Source organism: Chelatococcus sp. YT9 (assembly GCF_018398315.1).
In the GTDB taxonomy this organism is placed as follows: domain Bacteria; phylum Pseudomonadota; class Alphaproteobacteria; order Rhizobiales; family Beijerinckiaceae; genus Chelatococcus.
The window spans coordinates 1882307-1903912 of record NZ_JAHBRW010000001.1; the positions used below are offsets into that span (position 1 = coordinate 1882307).

The 21606-nt window shown below is 63.2% G+C and carries 19 protein-coding genes and 1 pseudogene; 19 read left to right on the forward strand and 1 reads right to left on the reverse strand.

Translation table 11 applies throughout. The annotated features are described in order from the left end of the window. The first annotated feature begins 6 nt into the window (after window positions 1-6). The 19 genes and pseudogenes from KIO76_RS08465 to hisE form a co-directional block, all read left to right on the forward strand. Window positions 7-1857 carry a type VI secretion system Vgr family protein gene (locus tag KIO76_RS08465; protein WP_213322608.1) on the forward strand — a complete coding sequence of 617 codons (1851 nt, stop codon included), beginning with the start codon at window positions 7-9 and terminating at the stop codon, window positions 1855-1857. A gap of 92 nt (window positions 1858-1949) precedes the next feature. Further along, window positions 1950-2522: a DUF6931 family protein gene (locus tag KIO76_RS08470; RefSeq protein ID WP_213322610.1), complete on the forward strand. Its 573-nt coding sequence runs from the start codon at window positions 1950-1952 to the stop codon at window positions 2520-2522. Then, window positions 2519-3628, forward strand: a complete 1110-nt coding sequence (gene tssA / locus KIO76_RS08475) for a type VI secretion system protein TssA (protein ID WP_213322612.1) — start codon at window positions 2519-2521, stop codon at window positions 3626-3628. Before KIO76_RS08470 ends, tssA begins: the two co-directional genes overlap by 4 nt. A 59-nt stretch (window positions 3629-3687) precedes the next feature. After that, window positions 3688-4206, forward strand: coding sequence for a type VI secretion system contractile sheath small subunit (gene tssB / locus KIO76_RS08480; protein WP_213322614.1), 519 nt, complete (start codon window positions 3688-3690; stop codon window positions 4204-4206). A gap of 5 nt (window positions 4207-4211) precedes the next feature. Further along, entirely contained in the window at window positions 4212-5699 is a 1488-nt protein-coding gene (gene tssC, locus KIO76_RS08485; RefSeq protein WP_213322616.1) for a type VI secretion system contractile sheath large subunit, read from the forward strand. Further along, window positions 5696-7099 carry a type VI secretion system contractile sheath large subunit gene (gene tssC / locus KIO76_RS08490; RefSeq protein WP_213322619.1) on the forward strand — a complete coding sequence of 468 codons (1404 nt, stop codon included), beginning with the start codon at window positions 5696-5698 and terminating at the stop codon, window positions 7097-7099. The genes tssC (KIO76_RS08485) and tssC (KIO76_RS08490) overlap by 4 nt, the downstream gene beginning before the upstream one ends. 13 nt (window positions 7100-7112) lie before the next feature. After that, window positions 7113-7586 carry a GPW/gp25 family protein gene (locus KIO76_RS08495; protein ID WP_213322620.1) on the forward strand — a complete coding sequence of 158 codons (474 nt, stop codon included), beginning with the start codon at window positions 7113-7115 and terminating at the stop codon, window positions 7584-7586. Beyond that, window positions 7586-9394 (forward strand): type VI secretion system baseplate subunit TssF, encoded by a 1809-nt coding sequence (gene tssF / locus KIO76_RS08500; RefSeq protein ID WP_213322621.1) that lies wholly within the window; start codon window positions 7586-7588, stop codon window positions 9392-9394. Before KIO76_RS08495 ends, tssF begins: the two co-directional genes overlap by 1 nt. Next, window positions 9391-10377: a type VI secretion system baseplate subunit TssG gene (tssG, locus tag KIO76_RS08505; protein WP_213322622.1), complete on the forward strand. Its 987-nt coding sequence runs from the start codon at window positions 9391-9393 to the stop codon at window positions 10375-10377. The genes tssF and tssG overlap by 4 nt, the downstream gene beginning before the upstream one ends. Window positions 10378-10511: 134 nt before the next feature. Continuing rightward, on the forward strand, window positions 10512-11375 hold the full coding sequence (locus KIO76_RS08510; RefSeq protein ID WP_349629370.1) for a type 1 glutamine amidotransferase: 864 nt from the start codon (window positions 10512-10514) through the stop codon (window positions 11373-11375). Between the two features lie 234 nt (window positions 11376-11609). Next, on the forward strand, window positions 11610-12800 hold the full coding sequence (gene proB, locus KIO76_RS08515) for a glutamate 5-kinase (RefSeq protein ID WP_213322624.1): 1191 nt from the start codon (window positions 11610-11612) through the stop codon (window positions 12798-12800). 274 nt (window positions 12801-13074) lie between these two features. Continuing rightward, complete coding sequence (locus KIO76_RS08520; RefSeq protein WP_213325153.1) at window positions 13075-14316, forward strand: glutamate-5-semialdehyde dehydrogenase; 1242 nt, start codon at window positions 13075-13077, stop codon at window positions 14314-14316. Next, window positions 14313-14960 carry a nicotinate-nucleotide adenylyltransferase gene (locus KIO76_RS08525; RefSeq protein ID WP_213322625.1) on the forward strand — a complete coding sequence of 216 codons (648 nt, stop codon included), beginning with the start codon at window positions 14313-14315 and terminating at the stop codon, window positions 14958-14960. Before KIO76_RS08520 ends, KIO76_RS08525 begins: the two co-directional genes overlap by 4 nt. A gap of 107 nt (window positions 14961-15067) precedes the next feature. Continuing rightward, window positions 15068-15535, forward strand: coding sequence for a ribosome silencing factor (gene rsfS, locus KIO76_RS08530; protein WP_213322627.1), 468 nt, complete (start codon window positions 15068-15070; stop codon window positions 15533-15535). 4 nt (window positions 15536-15539) lie between these two features. Next, entirely contained in the window at window positions 15540-16019 is a 480-nt protein-coding gene (gene rlmH / locus KIO76_RS08535; RefSeq protein ID WP_213322629.1) for a 23S rRNA (pseudouridine(1915)-N(3))-methyltransferase RlmH, read from the forward strand. Between the two features lie 84 nt (window positions 16020-16103). Then, window positions 16104-17486, forward strand: coding sequence for a murein hydrolase activator EnvC family protein (locus tag KIO76_RS08540; protein WP_249729807.1), 1383 nt, complete (start codon window positions 16104-16106; stop codon window positions 17484-17486). Further along, window positions 17486-18835, forward strand: coding sequence for a S41 family peptidase (locus tag KIO76_RS08545; protein ID WP_213325154.1), 1350 nt, complete (start codon window positions 17486-17488; stop codon window positions 18833-18835). Before KIO76_RS08540 ends, KIO76_RS08545 begins: the two co-directional genes overlap by 1 nt. Window positions 18836-19073: 238 nt before the next feature. Next, a complete protein-coding gene (locus KIO76_RS08550) occupies window positions 19074-19622 on the forward strand; it encodes an RNA pyrophosphohydrolase (RefSeq protein ID WP_291976121.1) in 549 nt (182 codons plus the stop codon). Between the two features lie 213 nt (window positions 19623-19835). Further along, a pseudogene (gene hisE / locus KIO76_RS08555) lies at window positions 19836-20180 on the forward strand (phosphoribosyl-ATP diphosphatase); the annotation flags it as partial. A gap of 85 nt (window positions 20181-20265) precedes the next feature. Here hisE and KIO76_RS08560 read toward each other — a convergent pair. Further along, window positions 20266-21561 carry a surface polysaccharide polymerase gene (locus KIO76_RS08560; protein WP_213322633.1) on the reverse strand — a complete coding sequence of 432 codons (1296 nt, stop codon included), beginning with the start codon at window positions 21559-21561 and terminating at the stop codon, window positions 20266-20268. Window positions 21562-21606 lie beyond the last annotated feature (45 nt).

Below are 21606 nucleotides of genomic sequence, written 5' to 3' on the forward strand. Positions count from 1 at the left end.
CAGGTGATGAGCGCGACAGAACCATGGATGCACATCGAGGGGCCGCTGGAGGAGGGCTGTCTCAAGCCCTGCACCCTCAGATGCGAGGAGGGGCTGTCGCGCCCTTTCGATCTGCGGATCGAGGCGCTGTCATCCAGAAGTTTTATCGAGCCTGGTGCCCTGCTCGGGCGGGTGGTAACGGTGTTTGTCGCTAACCCGACTGGCCAGAAGCGTATGTTCTCTGGAGTTGTACAGGATTTCTGGCTCGGCAATCTCGTCGGTCGTGGTCAACGCCTGATCACACTCGCCATCGTGCCGCGCTTTGTTTTCCTGAGACAAGCGCGGGACAATCGTGTCTTCCAGGATATGACGGTTGCCGATATCTTAAAACGTATTCTCCATCAGGATCACGGTCAGGACGTTGAATATGTGTCATCCGCAAGCAGTGGCAGGCGCGACTATATTGTCCAGTACGGAGAGACAACCTTCGATTTCGTGGAGCGGCTTCTCGCTGAAGAGGGCTTGTTCTATTATTTTCGGCATGAGCGCGGTCGCCACGTCATGGTCATCGGGGACGACGAGGCCGCTTTCATGGATCATCCAGATGGCGATTTGCATTTCAGCGCCAATGCGCCTGTAGGCGGCGGTTTGAGCGCATGGGGCTCCGGGTTTGTCGCCCATGCGGGGCGCCATACGATTGGCGGTTTTGATGAGTTGAAGCCTGCCGGAACGGTTCGCGAGACAGCAACTGCACATCAGACGATTGAGCCAATGGCGGCGATCGAGTGGTATGACTATCGCGGCCTCCCCCTGCGTGACGGCGCCGCGGCAGTCGCCGCCCGTCGCGGTATGGAGCGTGACGAGGCCAAGTTTCAGAGCGCGCGTGGCGAAAGCCTCCATGCTCGCCTCGCGCCCGGCATACGCTGTAAGCTAGCCAAGCATCCGGTGAGCGCCGAATGTGGCAAAGCCTGGGTTGTGGCAGAGGTCAGACACGAGGCGGCCGCCGGGGCTGGGTCCCCCGATGGCGGGGAAACGTTCTATCGCAACAGCTTTATCGCCGTACCGGCTGATATGCGTTTCCGGCCGCAGCTGCGGGAACCGCGGCGCATGCCGGGATTGCAGACAGCTATTGTTGTCGGGCAGGCCGGTGAGGATATCGTTTGCGATGAGCATGGCCGCATCAAGATTCAGTTCCATTGGGATCGCGATGGAAAGAAGGACGAGCATAGCTCATGCTGGGTTCGCGTGATGCAGTCTGTAGCCGGTAATCGGTGGGGCTCCATTTTTATTCCGAGAGTAGGCCAGGAAGTCGTCGTTCAGTTCCTCGAAGGCGATCCGGATAGACCGCTCGTGATTGGAGCGCTTTATAACGGTGACAATCATCCGCCGTGGGATTTGCCGGCGGGAAAGACGCAGTCCGGTATCGCGACGCGGACCGTTCCAGGCGGCCAGATGGCCAATGCCAACATCCTGCGGTTCGACGATAAGAAGGGCTGTGAGGAGGTGTTGCTTCGCGCGGAGCGCGACACTCGACGGGAGACCGGCCGCGACGAGGTCGTCACGATTGGACATGATCAGTCGATTAGCGTCGACAACGATCGGAAGCTGACGATCAAAAACGGAAGCGAAAGCGTTATTATATCCAAGGGAGACAGGAATGTATCGCTGGCGGAGGGGAAATACACGCTGAAGGCGGCGACATCTATTATCTTGTCTTGTGGCGACAGTTGCATCGAGATGTCACCAACCGGCGTGACGATCAAAGCCAACGCGGTTACGATCCACGGAAAAACTAAGATCGATATTGACGGCGCCGTGACAAACGTAAAAGGACAATCCTCCGTCGTCGTCAGCGGCGGGGTCGTTCGTATAAACTAGACTTGCCGTTTATACGATAGGTTCTATTGATATTGAGCGTAGGCTGGTCTGTGAACTTCGACAATTTGTTTAAGATTGCCGACATATCGACGGTGTCTTGTATCGCAAATGCGGGCCTCGCGGCTCCGGCCGTCTCGCCCGCTCTGGAAGCGGCCGCCGCACCGCGGGCCTATATTGCGCAGCTGGTCGACGCCGGTCTTTGGTCCGATGCTATCCGGTTTCTCGCCTTCGCCCTGCCAATGCGAGAAGGTGTGTGGTGGGCCTGCCTCTCTGCACGTCGCGCCGCGTCGGGTGGGCTGAGGAGTGAGGGGGCGGAACGAGCCGCGATAGCCGCGGCGGAGGCATGGGTGTGGGCGCCCGCTGAGGAGGCGCGACGCGCTTGTCTCGCCGCCGCGGAGGCCATGGCCTATGACGGCCCGGCCGGCTATGCAGCGCTCGCCGCTTACTGGACAGGCAACCTGGCACCGCCCGATCAGCCGGAGATTCCGCCGGATGCGCGATTGGCGCCGACAGCGGTGGGGGCTGCGGTTCTGCTGGCCGCTCTCGGCCGCTGCGGTAACGAGGTCGAGGCGCATTATCGGCTCGCCGTGGCTGAGGCGCTTGATATCGCGCGTGGTGGCGATGGCCGTGACATGCGCGCGCTTTCACCGGAGTATGCCGGATGACGGTCGGCATCGTGGATATCAACACGATCGTGGCACCCTTTGCCGGCGAACAGCCGGCCGGATTCGATACACGCGGTGACAGCACTGCATCGGTGAGCTACCACGAGTTGAAGGACGCCCGCGCTGCGGCCCGCGCCGCGGAACGTCGCGCGGCCTATGATGAAGAGAGTGCCAGCGCGAGTTCGGCAGAGGCAGTTCAGGCTTGGCGGATTGTCGCAGCGCAGGCGGTGCAACTGCTTGCCACGGCCAGCAAGGATCTCGAGGTTGCAGCCTGGCTAAGCGAGGCTTTGCTGAGACTGCACGGGTTCGCGGGCCTGCGCGACGGTTTTCGTGTGATTGCGGGACTTGTCGAGACGCATTGGGAGGATCTGCACCCTCAACCAGACGAGGATGGTCTGCAGCGCAGGTTGGCGGGCATCGCCGGGCTAAATGGCGAAGGCATGGAAGGGACACTCATCGCACCCATCCGCCTGGCGGCGCTTGTCCCCCACGCATCGGGTGACTTCGCGTTGTGGCACTATGAGCGCGCTGCCCGGATGGAGCGGCTGAGCCCCGTGTCCGCGCGGGAGGCGGCAATCGCCGAGGCTGGATTCAGTCTCGAAACGGTTGCCATGGCGGCGCGCGCCCTGCCTCGGAGTAGCGCAAGTGAAATCTTCGGATCTGTCGTCGACGCCCATGCTGCCGTGAAGGCAGCGGGCGCGGCATTGGATGAGGCGGCGGGAGGAGCGGCGCCATCACTGCGGCAGATCCTGAATGTTCTGGAAGAGGTCCGAGAGGCGTGTTGCTATCTTGGACTTGCCCCCGGTGACGGCGCGACTGGTGAAGAAGAAGACCTGCCGGTGGAAGCCTCGCAAGCATCTCAGGACGGTTGTACGCAAGGCGGCTACACGAGCCGCGATGCGGCTATCGCTGAAGTCGTCCGCATCGCCGCTTATCTGCGCCGGATCGAGCCGCATTCACCGATCTCGTACACCCTGGACGAGGCCGTGCGGCGCGCGCGCCTGCCACTGATGGATCTCCTCCCGGAGTTGATCCCAGACAGGGACGCGCGCCGCCTGTTTCTGATGGCAGCCGGTATCAACCAGATGGATGACGACCGCGAATAGCCAGGCCGAACTGCGTGCGGGAATTAAGAGCGCACGCAAAGCGATGCAAGGAGCTCAGAATGACGGATGGAATTCATCAGAAGCTGGCGCGCGTACGTAAGCCGCGTGTTCATGTTACATACGATGTCGAGGTCGAAGGCGCCGTCGTTCAGAAGGAACTTCCTTTCGTCGTAGGCGTCATGGGTGACTATGCCGGCGATGCCGCGGCCTCCCTGCCGCCTTTGCGCGAGCGCAAGTTCGTGCAGATCGACCGTGACAATTTCAATGATGTCATGGGCCGCGTCGCACCAGCCCTTTCGTTGCGTGTTGACAATACTCTCACGCAGGAAGGGGACAGCTTTTCGGTCGATCTTGCCTTCCGCACCATGGAGGATTTCGAGCCAGCCAATGTTGTTGCGCAAATCGAGCCGCTGCGACGCCTCCTGGAAGCGCGCAATCATCTGCGCGATCTCATGGGAAAAATAGATAGGTCCGAGAATCTGGAGCTTCTGCTCGAGGACGTGTTGCAGAGCCAGCAAAAAATACTGGCGCTGTCGTCAGAGCTCGGCATCGAAAAACCCGAAGATGGGAAGGAGTAGCTTCAATGTCCGAGACAGAAACAAAGGTTGAAGTTCTCTCGCCTGAGGCTGCTGACTGCGGCATCCTGGGGTCGATCGTTGTCGCGACCCCACAGACGGACCCGGACCGTGCGACGGAGCTGACGCGGACCCTCGTGCGCGAGGCGATGCGCGGCACTGTGACCTACGATCGCAATCTTGTCAGGACGCTGAGTTCCGCGATCGAGCGCATCGACCGGGAGCTGTCGCGGCAGCTGGCAGCCGTCACCCAGCATCCGGCATTTCAGAAGCTGGAAGGATCCTGGCGAGGTCTGCATCACCTCGTCTTTAACTCAGAGACGGGAAGCAACCTCAAGATCAGGATGATGAATATCAGCAAGCCTGAGTTGCACAAATCCCTCACGACTGCCGTAGAATTCGACCAGAGCGTGATATTCAAGAAAATCTACGAAGATGAGTTTGGCACCCCTGGTGGGGAGCCTTATGCGGTCCTCATCGGGGACTACGAGTTCTCGGCGAGCGCCAGCGATGTCGAGACGCTGAGCGGTATGGCACAGGTGTCAGCTGCATCCTTTGCCCCGTTCATCGCAGCAGCGGCGCCGACTATGTTCGGCTTGACGGATTATACGGAACTCTCCCGACCGCGCGATCTCTCCAAGATCTTCGAGAGCCACGAATATATAAAGCTGAAAAGCTTCCGTGAAAGCGATGACGCACGCTTCGTGACCCTCGTCATGCCACGCGTACTGGCCCGGCTGCCGTATGGAAAGAACGGCCGGACGATCGACGCGTTTGATTTCGATGAGGCCGATCGTGAGGTGAGCAGGCCGGGGACGCCTCTGTCGCACGATCAATTCACCTGGATGAATGCTGCCTATGTCCTCGGCACGCGCCTGACGGATGCGTTCGCCAACCACGGCTGGTGCACAGCCATTCGCGGCGCAGAGGGCGGCGGCAAGGTTCGGGCCTTGCCGAGCTACGCCTTTGTCAGCGACGACGGCGATATCGATCAGCAGTGCCCGACAGAGATCGGCATTACAGACCGGCGCGAGGCAGAGCTCTCGCGGCTGGGTTTTCTCCCTCTGTGCCACTACAAACATACAGACTATGCCGTGTTCTTCGGCGCGCAGAGCCTGCAGAAGCCGACAGTCTATGATCGGCCGGAAGCGACCGCGAACGCGGCCATTTCAGCACGGCTTCCCTATGTCATGGCCATGTCGCGCTTCGCGCATTTCCTGAAGGTCATGGCGCGTGACAAGGTTGGCTCTTTTGTTGAGGCCAGCGAGTGTGAGGCTTGGCTCAATCGCTGGATCATGAACTACGTTAACGGCAACGAAGGCGCGACCCAGGACGTTAAGGCCAAGTATCCGCTGGCAGAGGCCAAGGTATCCGTGCGGGAAATACCCGGGCAGCCCGGCTCCTATCACGCCATTGCATGGCTGCGTCCATGGCTGCAGATGGAAGAACTGACGACGTCCATGCGTCTCGTAGCGCGTATTCCGCGGATTGAATGAGCGAAATGCCAGTGCGGAAGAGCGAGCGCGGCGAGATTGAGCGCGCGCGCCTGCTCAGCGAGCTGGGGCGTCTTGTCGCGTGGATCGATGCGAGGATGGGGGCGCAGGTTGACGCGGTGCTGCACCATCCGCGTTTCCAGAAGCTCGAAGCGGCTTGGCGCGGGCTCGCCTATCTCGTTGGTCATGGGTTCCGGCATCGTTCCATCGTCATACGCATGCTCACGATAACGCATGATGAGCTGGCAAAAGATGTTGCGCAGGCGCTGGAAGTCGATCAGACGCAGCTTTTCCGCCTGATCCATGCCGAAGAATTCGACATGCCTGGTGGGCTTCCCTATGGCCTGCTGCTGGCTGATCTGCCGGTGCCGAATGCGGCTCCCGTCGAGGGGCGTGGGGACGACCTCGGGTGGGTAGCAGGGCTTGCCGCGGTCGGCGCGGCAGCCTTCGCCCCGGTTATCGTCCCGGCGGCCGCCTCGCTTTTCGGAATATCGTCTTTCAGCGAAATGTCGGCGACAAGCGATATCGAGGCCTTGCTGGCGGATGGGGATCATCGACGCTGGCAGGCGTTGCGGAAGAGTGATGAGGCGCGTTTTCTCGGTGTGGTCGTGCCGCGCGTGCTCATGCGCGCGCCCTATCGGCAAGAGGGTCGCCTGCGCCATGGTTTCTCCTACAGCGAGAGCCTGGCGCGGGGGCATGATGCCTTTCTTTGGGGCAGCGGAATCTACGCTTTTGCTGCACGCGTGGTCGATGTATTTGCCCGGCACGGATGGCTCGGCGACCTCACCGGCACCGGGAGCGAGGAGGACAGGCGGGGTTTGATCGCCGATCTTCCGAACGCTCCATTCGGGCTCGGCCACTGCGACGGTGATGGCATCGGCTTCGAACGGCGTGGGGTCGAGATCAACCTGTCCGACCACCTGGCGCATCGCCTGGCCGATTGCGGCTTCATCGCGCTTACGCCTTGTGCCTACAGGCCATGGCTCGCCATCTTTGATTGTCCCGCACTCGGCATCGGTGCTGCCCGTGGGCCGACACACACGGCAGATAGGATCGCCGGCATGCTGCCGCATATTCTCAGCCTTTGCCGTTTTGCACACTACATCAAGGTCATCGCACGCGATAGGATCGGCAGTTTCACGGACGTTGGACGTTTCGAGGATTACCTGGGTGGTTGGCTGAAGTCCTATTGCATCGGAAATCCCGATGCGAGTGCTGCGCAGAAGGCTCGCTACCCCCTGAGAGAGGCGCAGTTGCGGATCCGAGCCGTGCCAGGCCGTCCGGGAGCGCTCGCCTGCGTCATCCATCTCGTTCCGCATATCGAGCCGCGACAGGCTGTCGTCGGTTTCGACCTTTACACGGAATTCGAAGGCCGCGTCGACAACCAGGCGCGGCCTGCGTGAAAGGGCGGATCCCATGAGTTCCTCGCGTCAATCCGGAGCGGCGGAGCAATTTCCCGCTTCCCTAAGAGAGCGGCTGGCGATCGATGGCGTTGTCCACGTCGACTTCATGCGCCTGCGCGATCGGCTGCGCGGCGACATCGAAGTGGTATTGAACACCCGGCAGCCAGCGGGGCCGCTGCCGTCCGGTCTGCCGGAGTTGCAACGCTCACTCTTGTGTTTCGGCCTCGCGGATCCATCCGCCTCGAGCGTCGACGGGTCGGGCCGGGAGGCGTTCTGCCGCAAGATTGAGCAAAGCTTGCCCATCATCCTGCCGCAGCTCATGTCGGTCCGCGTTGAGGCCGTTGGTGAAGACCATCGAGAGAATACCTGTGTCCACCTGCGTATTAGTGCCGTTGTCTGTTTGGCGCTGGGCTCGCGAAGTCTGTTGTTCGATACCCGCTACACCCTTGATACCGGACGATTCACCGTAGAAAGCGCGGGAGAATAATGAACGATTTCCTGCGCGCTTATAACGACGAACTCGCGCATCTTCGGCAGGCGGGACAGCGCTTCGCAGCAGCGCACCCGGATATTGCCAGTCGTCTGCGCTTCAACGCTGAGCAGATCGACGACCCTTTCGTCGCGCATTTGATGGAAGCCTTCGCCTTCCTCACGGCGCGGCTTCGGCAGAAGCTCGATGATGACTTGCCGGAATTGACCGATCCGCTCCTGGAGCGGCTCTACCCCCATCTCATGGCACCTGTACCCTCGACGGCTATCCTGCAGTTCAAGCCAAGGCCGGACCTGACCGCGCCATACCACATTCCGGCCGGCGAGATGGTCGAGAGCGAGCCGGTGGATGGACATCGGTGCTGTTTTCGGACGGTCTACCCGGTCGTACTTTGGCCGCACGGTCTCGTCTCAGCTGACCTGGTTGGCTCCCTGCCGTCTGCCGACGCGACGCCGCTGGCGCGTGGCGCCCGCGGTATGCTGAAGCTCATTTTCGCGCCGCTCGCAGGTGCAGCCGCGCCGACGCCGTGGCCGCAGAGCCTGAGGCTCTTCCTGCGCGGCGCTCCGCAGGAGGCGCGGCGTCTCTACGCGCTTCTCAATAGGGAGATCGCCGCCGTGGGCTTTCGCCCTTACCGTCAGGGCCCCGCTGAAGGGCCGGCCGTGCGGCTTTGCGATCCGGATTGCGTCACGCCAGCCGGGCTCACGGCCGCCGAGGGGCTGATGCCTTATGGGCGGCAGTCGCAGCTCGGATATCGGCTTCTCAGCGAGTACTTCGCTTGCCAGGACAAGTTTATGTTCCTCGACATCGCTTTTCCCCCCGCTCTCGCCGGGCAGATGCCGGAGCCGGGCACGGCGGGCATCGAGATATCACTGCATCTCAGACAATGGCCTGCAACCCTTGAACGCCAAATATCGGCCGAGAGCTTCGCGCTTGGCTGCGCCCCGGTCATCAACCTTTTTCCTCACAGTGCCGAGCCGGTTCGCGTCGTCCATGGCATGGGTGATCACCGCGTCGTTCCCGATGCGCGCCGTCCGGAGGCCTTCGAGATGTATCGCGTGGATAAGGTGCAGATCACCCGCCGCGATGGCAAGGTCGAGCCCTGCTTGCCGCTGTTCTCGGCGACCGAAAGGCAGGGGCTCTTCTGGCAGGCCAGCCGTCGCGACGATTTTGCGGGCCGGGCGAGCGAGATTGTCCTCTCGCTTGTTGATGGCGAACGCCGCCCGCTGGATCTCATCGGGTCGACACTCACCGTCTCCGGCTTGTGCAGCAACGGCGACCTGCCGGCACGGTTGCCTTTTGGCGGGGGGCGCCCCCATTTCATCCTGGCAGCCACCGCTCCCGTGGAGAGCGTGACCTGTCTGACACCGCCGTCACCGGTTTTGCGCCGCCATCACGACACAGGCAGTCATCGCCGGCTGATATCCCATCTTGCGCTGAACCATCTTTCGCTGTCGGGCGGCGATAACGCGTTAGGGGCGCTCAAGGAGATTCTCACGCTGCACGATCTGCGCGCCACGACGGAGAGCAGGGCGGCGATCGCCGGTTTGCGCGGCCTGGCCGCGAAGCCGGCCATTGCCCGCCCGCCCGGCGGCCACGGCGCGTTGTGCCGCGGCCTCGATCTCGTGGCGACATGGGATTCCGCGCGTATCGAGAGCGGTGAAGCTTTCCTGCTTGCGGCCATCCTCGAGCGCTTTCTTGCACTCCACTGCGGGATCAATGCCTTCACACGGCTTTCGCTGGCCTGCGAAGGCGGAGAAATCGTCAAGACGTGGCCGGCACGGGCTGGCGAACGGATCATCCTGTGAATCAGGAACTCGTAGAAGCGCTTCGCTGGATCGGGCTCGATGCTATGTCCTTCGTTGAGGTCATGCGCTTCATCGAGGCAGCCAGACCTCCCGCGTGCCGTGCCGGCCATGTAGTCCTGAAGGGCAGCACGCGGCTCGGCTTTCCGGCCGCTGAGGTGGAGCGTCTTGAGGGCACGGCGGATGGCGGTCTCGTCTTGACCGTCGCGGCGGCGGGGCTGGCGGGTGCGCTTGGCGCATTGCCTATCGTGCATACCGAAGCAATTCAGCGCCTCCTGCGCGCCAAGGATCTCGGCCTTCGCGATTTCCTCGACATATTCAATGATCGGCTGCTGCATCTTCTCTATGAGGTGCATGCGAAATACCGGCTGCCGGTTGCCTACGGCCGACGGGAAAGAGCTGTACCGGACACTATCACGGAGGTGATGCTCGCTCTCATTGGGCTGGGGCTGCCCGGCCTGCGCGGGCGCCTCGGTTGGGACGACGAATGGCTCCTGCCCTTCACAGCGACGCTTGCTCGTCCCTGCCGTGGGGCTGGGGATGTGGCTGCGGTGCTGTCCGCCATCACCGGCTGGCCGGTCCATATCGAGCCCTTTGATGGCCGGTGGGTCGACCTGCCGGCTGCGGAACAGAGCAGCCTCGGGCCAAGGTGCGATCAGCATTCGCGTCTTGGCGTTGACACCATCGCCGGCACGCGGGTCTTCGATCTGGCAGGTGGTGTTCGGGTTCGTCTGGGCCCGCTGCGCTACCCGGATTTTCTGGCGCTGGTGAGCGGCGGGACAAAAGCTCGGGATTTCACCGCGTTAGCCCGTTTTGCGATCGGATCCGAATTCGCTCTGACGTTCGACGTCATTCTCATACGCCACGACGTGCCTGCTTTCCGACTTGCACAGGGGGCGACGAACGGGCGGCGGTTGGGCTGGGACAGCTGGCTGGGGTGCCCGAAGGGCGATCCGGTCGTGACGCCGCACTGCCTGGACGTGTGAATGGTGCCTGCATCCGGAAGAATGAGAGGGCTATACGCAATTCGCCATTCTCCTCGGCCTTCGAATTGCCCATATGTAAAGCGTTATCGGTTCTCGTGAGAGTGTCTGAATTGTCTGATCGAGGGATGTCCACCATGCGGCCGCGCATACTTGTTGCCGAGGGCAATACGGCGGAGGCGCGCCGGCGCCGGGTTTCGTTAGCCGGCGCCACCTATAGCGAAGCCTACGCCGACGTGCTGCGTGGCCTCGCCCCGAACGCGGTCATTGACATCTGCTACCCGGCCGACGCCGGCGCCAACCTGCCGGACGCGGCGGGGCTTGAGGGTTATGACGGCGTCGCCATCACAGGCTCGGCGCTCAATGTCTATACGGCCGAACCCGAGGTTGTGCGGCAGGTGGACTTTGCACGGGCTGTGTTCGCGTCCGGCGTGCCCTTCTTTGGTTCTTGCTGGGGGCTGCAGGTGGCGGCAACCGCCGCAGGCGGCAGCGTCCGCCGTTCGCCCAAGGGGCGGGAGATGGGGCTGGCCCGCAAGATCCACCTGACCGAGGCCGGCCGCGACCATCCGCTCCATACGGGCAAGGGTCCAGTCTACGACGCGCCGGCGATTCACACCGACGAAGTTGACGTTCGGCCTGCCGGAATGACCGTGACGGCGACCAACGCCTTTTCCGAAGTCCAGGCGGCTGAAATCCGCCACGCCGGCGGCACCTTTTGGGGCGTGCAGTATCATCCGGAATTCACGATCACCGACATCGCCATCATCGTTGCGAGCCGGACCGAGACCCTGCTCGACGAGGGCCTGTTTCGTGATGCGGCTGACATTCGCGCCTATGTCGCCGACATCGAGGCCCTGGCCGCGGACCCAACGCGTGCCGATATCGCCTGGAAATTCGGTATCGACGCGGATGTCATCGATCCGGCTCTCCGCACGCGCGAATTGCGCAACTGGCTCGAGGCGATGGTCGCCCCCGCGATGAGCGCACGCGGGCGGGCCTGAGCCGGCCCCTCACCCGGCGCTACGCGCGGACCTCTCCCTCAAGGGAGAGGTTAGGGGAGCCTTCCGCAGGGCCTTCTTGTGTAACAAGCCCTCGTTAGCGTTCCTTCTCCCCGGCGGGGAGAAGGACAGGATGAGGGCGCGCCCGGCAAGAAATGCGACGGGCCTCGTGATTCCCGACGGACACCATTGTGCAGAGCGGGCAGGTTGCTCTATTGCGATGGCCGAGGTCCGAACATGACAACCATCGCCACCCCGTCTCTCGCTGATTTTCGCCGCGTCGTCATCAAGGTGGGCTCATCGCTCCTGGTCGACAGCGCGACATCCCGCAAGGGTAGTCGTCTGCGCCATGCCTGGCTCGCGGCGCTTGCCGAGGATATCGCCGACCTGCATGCCCGTGGTGCTGATGTGCTCGTTGTATCGTCGGGCGCTATCGCGCTCGGCCGCACGGTGCTCGGCCTGCCGGGCGGCGCGTTGAAGCTTGAGGAGAGCCAGGCCGCGGCAGCGGTCGGCCAGATCGCGCTGGCGCGCAACTGGGCGGAGGCGTTGTCCCACCACGGCATCACGGCCGGCCAGGTGCTTGTGACGCTGGCCGACACCGAAGAGCGGCGCCGCTATCTCAACGCCCGCGCCACCACCGCGAAGCTGCTCGAGATGCGTGCCGTTCCCGTTATCAACGAGAATGACACCGTCGCCACCAGCGAGATCCGCTATGGCGACAATGATCGGCTGGCGGCCCGCATCGCCACCCTGGCTGAAGCCGATCTCCTCGTCCTCCTGTCCGATATCGACGGGCTCTACACGGCGCCCCCGGCGAGTGATCCGACGGCGCGCCCCATCCCGGTAGTCGAGGCCATCACGGCTAGCATCGAAGCGATGGCGGGGGGCGCGGCGTCGGAATTCTCACGCGGCGGCATGCGCACAAAGATCGAGGCCGGAAAGATAGCAACTGCGGCCGGCGCCCATATGGTCATCGCGGACGGCCGCGTGAAGAACCCCTTGCGGGCGATCGCGACCGGTGCCCGCTGCACCTGGTTCCTCACTCCGTCCAATCCCGTCACCGCCCGCAAGCGCTGGATCGCCGGCACGCTGGAACCGCGCGGCACGGTGCATGTGGACGCCGGCGCCGCCCGGGCGCTGCGCGGTGGCGCAAGCCTCCTGCCGGCGGGCATGAAGCGCGTGGATGGCGCTTTTCGCAGAGGCGACGCGGTGATCATCCGCGACGAGGCCGGGCGTGAGATCGGGCGTGGCCTCATCGGCTACGATGCAGAGGAGGCGCAGCGCATAGCCGGAAAATCGAGCCGCGCGATCGAGGCCGTGCTCGGCTACGCCGGCCGGGCGACAGTCATCCACCGGGACGATCTGGCGCTGGTCGGCCGCGACGATGCGGATATCGCGATCATCGCCTCTGACGCAGGATCTGCTTGACCGGGGCCCGCAATCCCTTACCTAACAAGGTTCGGGAGGGCTGGAGGCGAAACGGCGTTAGCGGCCCAACCCGGAGCAAGTCCGGCTTGGGCGAATGCCAGCCAATCCGGGACATTTGCTCCTGTTATTTGGACGGGGCGAGTCCGGATGGTCGGGCTTGGGCTTGAGCGGAGGCACGGTGATGGGCAAGGTGGTGAGCTTCGGCGAGGCGGGCAATGCGGCGCGGCATGCCGGATTGCCACCGGCTGACAGCGCTGCCGACGTACCGCAGCTCATGGCCGAAATGGGCCGGCGGGCCAGGGCGGCTGCGCGCGTGCTCGCGCTCGCGCCTGCCGCAACCAAGGCGGCAGCGCTGGAAAGGGCGGCCGATGCCATCCTCGCGGCGACCCCGGCGATCCTGACCGCCAATGCCGAGGATGTCGCCGAGGCGCGTGCCAACGGGCAGGCGGCTTCCTTCGTCGAACGTCTGGAGCTGAACGAGGCGCGTGTCGCCGCTATGGCTGAGGCCGTACGTCTCGTGGCCGGCCTGCCGGACCCGGTGGGCCGCGTGCTGGCCAGCTTTGAGCGGCCCAACGGCCTTAGGATCGAGCGCGTTGCGACGCCGCTCGGTGTAGTCGGCGTGATCTTCGAGAGCCGCCCTAATGTTACCGCCGACGCGGCCGCGCTTTGCGTGATGGCCGGCAACGCCGTGATCCTGCGCTCCGGCTCGGACGGACTGCGGTCAGCTACGGCGATAGCGGCGGCTTTCGCCAAAGGCCTGAGTGAAGCTGGTCTGCCGTCAGATAGCGCGCAACTCGTACCCGTGCGCGATCGCGCGGCCGTCGGCTTGATGCTGACGGGGCTCGAAGGCGCTATCGATGTCATCGTGCCGCGCGGCGGCAAGAGCCTCGTTGCGCGCGTGCAGGAAGAAGCTCGGGTGCCGGTGTTCGCCCATCTCGAAGGCCTGTGTCATGTCTTTGTGCATGCCGCAGCCGACCTCGGCATGGCGCGTGACATCGTTCTCAACGCCAAGATGCGCCGGACCAGCGTCTGCGGGTCCGCCGAGACGTTGCTCGTCGACAAGGCGTGCGCGACGACTCATCTCGCTCCGCTTATCGCGGCACTTGCGGATGCGGGCTGCGAGATCCGCGGCGATATGATCGCCCAGGCGACTGACCCCCGCGTTAAGCCGGCCGATGAGGAGGACTGGCGGACCGAGTATCTGGACGCCATCATCGCGGTACGCGTGGTCGACGGGCTTGATGGCGCCCTTGCGCATATCGAAACGTTCAGCTCTCACCACACCGACGCGATCGTCACGGCGGACGAGGAGGCCGCGGCACGGTTCCTGCGCGAGGTGGATTCGGCCATCGTGCTGCACAATGCCTCCACACAGTTTGCCGACGGCGGCGAGTTCGGGTTCGGCGCGGAGATCGGGATCGCGACCGGTCGGATGCACGCGCGCGGACCGGTCGGAGTCGAGCAACTGACGTCCTTCAACTATCGCGTGCATGGCAGCGGTCAGACACGGCCTTGAGCGAGGGACAGCCGCGCCGAGAGGCGCTTTTTCCCGTCCTGCCGCCGCACGGCCCTGGCCTTGCCATTGGGTTGTTCGGCGGCACCTTCAATCCGCCGCATGAGGGACACCGGCTGGCGAGCCTCGTCGCGATGAAGCGCCTGGGCCTCGACCGGGTGTGGTGGATCGTGACACCCGGCAACCCTTTGAAGGACAACGCGCGGCTGCCGCCGCTGGCGGAGCGGATGGCGGCGGCGAAGGCCGTCGCCGAGCACCCGCGAATAGATATCACCGGGTTTGAAAGCGCCATCGGCACGCGCTTCACCTATGATACCCTGGCCTATCTCAGGCGGCGCTGCCCGCGCACGCGCTTCGTCTGGATCATGGGTGCGGACAACCTCGGCACCTTTCACCGCTGGCAGAACTGGCGGGCCATTGCAGCCCTGATGCCGATAGTCATCGTTGATCGGCCGGGAGCAACGATCAAGGCGGCCCGAGCGCCGGCGGCCGTTGCTCTGCATTCCATGCGGATGTCCGAGCGATCCGCGGGCGCCCTTCCGGGCGCGGCGCCTCCCGCGTGGGTTTTCCTGCATGGACCGCGGTCAGCGCAATCCTCCACAGCGCTCCGCGCGCAGGCGAATTTGCCCGCGCCGGCTATGGATTGAAAGGTTTCTGGCCCATTGTCATTGAAGATAAGACCAACCGCCGCTATCTTTGGGGATGTGGCAATTGCGCCATGTGAAGCGAGGAACTGGCACTGAATCCTTTGCCCATGCTTGGAGCGAACAATGGATCGCTCCATCCGGCAGCCGGAGTTACAGCCGAGGCTCCCGGGAGTGGTTATGGCGGCGACGCAACTGCGATCGCTGTTCATTGTCTCGAGGATATGAAAGCCGAGGAAACGGTCGTTATCGATCTTGTCGGCAAGACCTCGATCGCTGATACCATGATCGTGACATCCGGACGTTCGCACCGCCATGTCGGGGCGATCGCGGAGAAGGTTGTCGAAGCCCTCAAGACCGCAGGCTACGGCCCGATGCGTGTCGAGGGGACGACGACCTGCGATTGGGTCCTGATCGACGCCGGCGATATCATCGTCCACGTCTTCCGACCGGAAGTCCGGGGCTTCTACAATCTGGAAAAGATGTGGGGCGCCGATAGGCCGAGTGAGCGTGCGGCCCCGGGCGCCCAGTCCGGTGAACGCGAGGACGCTTCCGTCAATAAGCGGGCGCACGGCTGAAACCATGCGCTTGACGGTGGTGGCGGTCGGCCGCCTCAAGGCGGGCCCGGAGCGCATCCTCGTCGAGCGCTACCTGGAACGGTCCACGCCGCTGGCGCGGACGCTCGGCTTCGGCGCGATCGACATGGTCGAGCTGCCTGAAAGCCGCGCAAAACGCGCTGTCGAGCGCAAGGCGGAGGAGGCGGCCGCCATTGTCGCGCGCTGCGGCAATGGCGTCGTTCTGGCCTTCGACGAGACGGGTGCATCCATGCCGAGCCCTGCCTTCGCACAGCGCTGCGCAGACTGGCGTGATCAAGGCGTGGACGGCATAAATTTCGTGATCGGCGGGCCTGACGGGCTCGATACACGGGTGCGCGAGCAGGCGGCTGCCATCATGGCCTTCGGCGCCGCCACGCTTCCTCACCAACTCGTGCGTATCCTCGTCGCCGAACAAATTTATCGCGCTATGACAATCCTAACGGGTCATCCGTATCATCGGGTATGATCGATTCGCGAAAGCGAGCGATCGCCTTCGGATCAGCAGATTTGCCGAAATTATAACGCTTTCAAGAGTTCGCCTTTGCCTTTGATGTCCTGCCTCTCGACGGGCAAATTCCTCGGAGCCCGGCTGGCAATCGCCTCGGTCGCCGCGGGAGCGTTGATGGTCGCCGCCGAGGCTTCGGCTCAGACCGCCGCGCCTCAGCCGGGCACGTCAGCGCCGGCTCAGCCTTACGCCCCGCTCGAACAGGCCCAGCGCGCACAGGAGGACAAGCTCCAGCGCGAGGAAGAACTCAAGGCTATCGAGAACGAGATGCGCGCCCGTGCCGAGGCCAGGGCCAAGCTCGACGCGGAGATTGCGTCGCTGCAGGCGGATCGTGCGCGGCTCAACGCGGCGCTGATCGAGACGAATCAGAGGGCTACCGCGGCGGAGACCCGCGTCAGCCAGATCGAGCAGCGCCTTTCCGTGCTCAATTCGAGCGAGCAGGCGATTCGTCGGTCCCTGGCGGGGCGCCGCGATGTGATCGTCGAGGTGCTGGCTGCCCTGCAGCGCATGGGTCGGCGGCCTCCGCCAGCCGTGCTCGTACATCCCGATGACATGCTGGAGGCTGTGCGCAGTTCCATCCTGCTCGGCGCGGTCGTGCCTGAGTTGAAAGCCGAAACGGAGGCGCTCGCGTCCGATCTCTCGGAACTCGTACGTTTGCGAGAGACCATCGCCCATGATCGCGAAGCTTTGAAGACCGATCTTGCAACCCTGGCGGGGGAGCGGGCGCGGCTTTCTGGGCTCGTAACGGCACGTCAGCAGCAGCTTGGGGATGTCGAAAAAACGGCGGATAGCGAGGCCTCGCGGGTGGCCGCGCTGTCGTCTCAAGCCAAAAGCCTCAAAGATTTGATCGATCGCATGGAGAGCGAAATCGCATCCGCTCAGCGCGCGGCGGAAGCAGCGCGGCGCGCGGCGGCAGCTCAGGCCGGGCAGGAAACCCCTGCTGGCACAGCGTTTCGGGATCCTGCGCGGCTCTCGCCCAAGATCGCCTTCGCGGAGGCGCGCGGCCTTCTGCCGCTGCCGGTCAGCGGCTCAAGATTGCGTGATTTTGGCGCGTCAGATGGCTTTGGTGGGACGACGAAGGGTATCTCCCTCGCGACGCGTCCGGCGGCCACGGTTGCCTCGCCCGCGGATGGATGGGTAGCTTTCGCCGGGCCTTTCCGTTCCTTCGGACAACTCTTGATCATCAATGCCGGTGGCGGGTACTATATATTGCTAGCCGGAATGGAACGGATCAACGTGGCACTCGGGCAGTTCGTGCTGGCGGGAGAGCCGGTGGCTGTCATGGGTGAAACGGCATCGCCGCTTTCAACGGCGTTTATAGGCGGATCGAACGGTCCCGTCCTCTATGTGGAATTCCGCAAGGACGGTGGATCGATCGATCCGAGCCCGTGGTGGGCGAAATCGCAAGGCGAAAAGGTACGCGGATGATGCGTAAAGTTACTCTCGTGATGGTTGGCGCACTGATCGGCGCGAGTGCCGCCGTTGTCGCCACGCAGTCGCCTCTCCTGACGAGCACGAGTGCGATTGCCGCGTCCGCTGAGACCTATCGTCAGTTGACGTTGTTCGGCGACGTGTTCGAGAAGATCCGGTCGGACTATGTGGAAAAGCCGGATGAAAGCAAGGTCGTCGAAGCCGCCATCAGCGGCATGCTGTCCTCGCTTGATCCGCATTCGAGCTATATGGACGCCAAGAGCTATCGGGACATGCAGGTGCAGACCCGCGGCGAGTTCGGCGGCCTCGGCATCGAGGTGACGATGGAAGACGGTCTCATCAAGGTGGTGAGCCCGATCGACGATACGCCTGCCGCACGTGCCGGCATCCTGGCGAACGACGTCATCACGACGATCGATGGCGAGCAGGTCCAGGGCCTAACCCTGAACCAGGCCGTGGACAAAATGCGCGGCCCGGTCAAGACGGACGTGAAGCTGAAGGTCATCCGGTCCGGCCAGAAGGATCCGCTCGACGTGACCTTGACGCGCGACGTGATCCGCATCAAGGCGGTGCGTTCCCGCGAGGAGGACGATATCGGCTATCTCCGCGTCTCGCAGTTCAACGAGCAGACGTTCGAGAACCTGAAGGATGGTATCGAGAAGATCGCGGCAGATATCCCGCAGGACAAGCTGAAGGGATACGTGATCGATCTGCGCAATAATCCGGGTGGGCTGCTGGATCAGGCCATCCTCGTCTCCGACGCCTTCCTCGATCGCGGCGAGATCGTCTCGACGCGTGGGCGCAATGCGGATGAGACGCAGCGCTTCAATGCCAAGCTCGGCGACTTGGCGAAGGGCAAGCCCGTCGTGGTGCTCATCAATGGCGGGTCGGCGTCTGCCTCGGAGATCGTCGCCGGCGCCCTCCAGGACCACAAGCGCGCCACGGTGCTCGGCACCCGCTCCTTCGGCAAGGGCTCCGTGCAGACGATCATTCCGCTCGGCTCGAATGGTGCGCTGCGCCTGACGACAGCCCGCTACTACACGCCGTCCGGCCGCTCCATTCAAGCCCGCGGTATCGATCCTGACATCGAGATCATCCCGAATGTGCCGGATGAGTTGAAGGGCAAGGACGAGAGCAAGGGTGAGGCGGGTCTGCGTGGTCACTTGAAGAACACCGACGACGAGCGCGGCGCTTCGTCGAGCTATGTCCCGACGGATGCAACGAAGGACAACCAGCTGATCGCTGCCTTTGACCTTCTGCGGGGCAAGGCTAATCCGGCTCTGCAGTCCAAGAAGGCGGATGCATCCGGGGCTCAGAAGGACGGTGCTGCTCCTGCCAAGAACTAATGGCGGGAGCGTGATGGGCGACGGCTCGACGGGCGAGGGCGCGCGATACCATGCTGCGAATGGCGCTGCGCCTGGAGCAGCCGAAGCGTCCGGAATTTGATCCCCCGTCCGCCAACCGGCAAGAGTACGCCGGTGATTTTCTAGAACGGCCCCTGTGCAACCGCGCAGGGGCCGTGCGCGTTTCCGCACCGGCCGGTACGATCTGTTTCTGCCGGCGATCAGCCTGAGGGAGAGCGTTGTGGCGGATAAGAATGCAAAAACCGGCGCCGATCTGAGCCCCGCCGAAAAGGCCGCTTTGCCCTACCGCCCCTGTGTGGGGGTGATGCTGCTGAACGCGCGTGGCGAAGTCTTCGTCGGACGGCGCGCGGCGAGCAACGATCCTGAACGGGTAACTGAGTCATTCGCCTGGCAGATGCCGCAGGGCGGGATCGATGACGGCGAGGACCCGTTGACCGCGGCCCACCGTGAGCTTTACGAGGAAACGAATGTTCGCTCGTCGCGCCTCCTGGCTGAAGCACCCGAATGGTTCGAATACGACCTGCCATCCGAACTGATCGGCAAGGCATGGAAGGGCCGTTATCGCGGCCAGACCCAGAAGTGGTTCGCGCTCGGCTTTACGGGCGATGAGCGTGAGATCGACATTCGCACGCCCGCGGGTGGCGCCCACAAAGCGGAATTCGAGGATTGGCGCTGGGAACCGATGGCGCGCTTGCCGGAACTCGTGGTGCCGTTTAAACGGCCGGTTTACGAGCAGGTCGTCGCGACCTTCCGGCATCTGGTGGGGTAGCTGGCGTCCGCTCCATCCATCCCCGGGGTTGACCATTCCACAGTCATCAAACCGTCAATAGCGATGCGCTATGGTTGTATTTTTGTCGGGAATATCAACTAGAAAGCGTGTCTTTTGATTCGACATTGATTCAAAGCGGTGAGGTACTATCGAAGGTGATATGGCTGGTGTTGCGAGGGGGAACGCGATAGCGAGGTCGCGGGCAAAAATACGATGAAGCATAGGAACGAAGTGCAGCTGGCGGCCGGGAACGATTGCATCGAACGCCTCTATGAAGCGGTTCTGGCGATCAAGCGTCATGGACAGGGCGCGCCGCGCACGGTCAAGCTCGCCCAGGAGGGCGTCGCCAAGATGGCGAAGAAGCTGGTTGAGGAAGCGGCGGAAGTGGGGCTAGACGCCGTCCAGGGCAACCGCACGCAAGTCATTCGAGAAAGCGCCGACCTCCTCTACCATCTCACCGTTCTCTGGGCGGAAGCCGGCATCGTTCCGGACGATGTCTGGGAAGAGATGGAACGTCGCGAGAAGCTCTACGGCATCGCTGAAAAGTTGCTCAAGTCGGGCAACCGCGGCTGATTGCAGGGGAAGCCTGCCGCATGGGCTTGTTCCATCGGCTCGTCGTCACAGTTCCCTGATATACTAGGCGTCAGGTCGCCGGCGCGGGGCGAAGCCCTGCCTTCCTTTTGAGGTTGTCGGTGAAGCGCCCGGCTTGAATGTCCCATGCCAACGCCGCGGGGCTGCGCGCGCAGATGCCGGCGAGAAACCACAAGAGAGCGGCGGTCTTGATGGTGGCGAAGGATACGCTGATGCACAAAAGCAGAATGATGTAGAAGGCGACAAATAGCGTGAAGCGCCGCGGTTGGCCTTCCGGCACGCGGATGAACACGAAAAGTGCCCAGACCCCCGCAAAGCCAAGAACGCCGAGCTGCGAGAGGGCGTACGCATAGCCCGAGTCGTTGAAATCAGTGCTTGTGTAAACAAGGCCCATGGCTTCGCCGAGGCCGAGCGTGTTGATGAGCTGCCCGGCGAGCAGAAAACGGCCGAAAATCGTGTTGTCCCAAGCGATATTGCCCTTCACCGCGGCGTAGGTGATGAGGGCGATGATGGCAAGGAAGGGTGCGACAAACACCATGCCAGGGCGAACCAAGGGCGCGACCAGATAAAGCCCCAGTGTAATCCCGCACAGGTACATCCCGAACCGTGCATCACCGAGCACGAGGATCGTCATGATGGCGAGCGTCTTGGGAATAAGGGCCCGGGGCCTGTGGAAGTCGCGGCTCAGCACCCAGGCGAAGGCGACCGCTCCGAAATTGCCGACAGAGACCGGCTCGAGGAAGACCGAGGAGACCCGATGCTCGCCGAGAAATGGCAGAAGCGTCCGCCCCTCGAAGCGCGTGCCGGAGATGAACAGGCCGGATTCGCCTGTGGTCGCTGCAGCGTCGACCGAGCCACGCGAAACGTAATAGCCGATGACGTCGAAATACTTGAGGAAGGTGTCGAGGAACATCCATTCGAACAAGGCCGCGCCGAGTACGACCAGGATCGACCATGTCACCGCCCGATCACCAAGGGCGAGATTGCCCCGCGTCAAGCCGAGGATGTAGAAGACGACCGGTATCATCAGGTCGCGCAGGATCTTTGGATCGATGACGCCGCGGAACAGCATCAGCGCGCCGACATAGGAGAAGATGGCGAGAAGCACGAAATAGAGCGCGGCGGACCGGTCGGCGACCAGGAGAAAGGTGCAGCCGACCAGCATGACCTCGACCAGCATGACCATGCCGGCGCCAGCGCCCATGACATTCGTGTTCACGAAGCACAGAGCGAAATTGAACGAGAGCGCTGCGAGCAGGATGGGAAGCACCAGGGACTGGCGAAAGTCGCTCTGCGCTGGAGCCATGGTCACGGTCTGAAAACTGTTTGCTGCGTATGCAACGCTCATAACGCGAAGCCTGGATGAGAGCTAGAGGCCAATCGATATCCAGCG

Excerpts from the sequence above, each read along its gene's own strand:
- rsfS (WP_213322627.1), top strand. The coding sequence starts at position 15,068 with ATGCTTGGAGCGAACAATGGATCGCTCCATCCGGCAGCCGGAGTTACA.
- tssC (WP_213322616.1), top strand. The coding sequence starts at position 4,212 with ATGTCCGAGACAGAAACAAAGGTTGAAGTTCTCTCGCCTGAGGCTGCT.
- tssF (WP_213322621.1), top strand. The coding sequence starts at position 7,586 with ATGAACGATTTCCTGCGCGCTTATAACGACGAACTCGCGCATCTTCGG.
- tssB (WP_213322614.1), top strand. The coding sequence starts at position 3,688 with ATGACGGATGGAATTCATCAGAAGCTGGCGCGCGTACGTAAGCCGCGT.
- KIO76_RS08540 (WP_249729807.1), top strand. The coding sequence starts at position 16,104 with ATGTCCTGCCTCTCGACGGGCAAATTCCTCGGAGCCCGGCTGGCAATC.
- KIO76_RS08520 (WP_213325153.1), top strand. The coding sequence starts at position 13,075 with ATGGCCGAAATGGGCCGGCGGGCCAGGGCGGCTGCGCGCGTGCTCGCG.
- KIO76_RS08545 (WP_213325154.1), top strand. The coding sequence starts at position 17,486 with ATGCGTAAAGTTACTCTCGTGATGGTTGGCGCACTGATCGGCGCGAGT.
- tssA (WP_213322612.1), top strand. The coding sequence starts at position 2,519 with ATGACGGTCGGCATCGTGGATATCAACACGATCGTGGCACCCTTTGCC.
- KIO76_RS08560 (WP_213322633.1), bottom strand. The coding sequence starts at position 21,561 with ATGAGCGTTGCATACGCAGCAAACAGTTTTCAGACCGTGACCATGGCT.
- KIO76_RS08495 (WP_213322620.1), top strand. The coding sequence starts at position 7,113 with ATGAGTTCCTCGCGTCAATCCGGAGCGGCGGAGCAATTTCCCGCTTCC.
- rlmH (WP_213322629.1), top strand. The coding sequence starts at position 15,540 with ATGCGCTTGACGGTGGTGGCGGTCGGCCGCCTCAAGGCGGGCCCGGAG.
- KIO76_RS08510 (WP_349629370.1), top strand. The coding sequence starts at position 10,512 with ATGCGGCCGCGCATACTTGTTGCCGAGGGCAATACGGCGGAGGCGCGC.
- tssC (WP_213322619.1), top strand. The coding sequence starts at position 5,696 with ATGAGCGAAATGCCAGTGCGGAAGAGCGAGCGCGGCGAGATTGAGCGC.
- KIO76_RS08465 (WP_213322608.1), top strand. The coding sequence starts at position 7 with ATGAGCGCGACAGAACCATGGATGCACATCGAGGGGCCGCTGGAGGAG.
- proB (WP_213322624.1), top strand. The coding sequence starts at position 11,610 with ATGACAACCATCGCCACCCCGTCTCTCGCTGATTTTCGCCGCGTCGTC.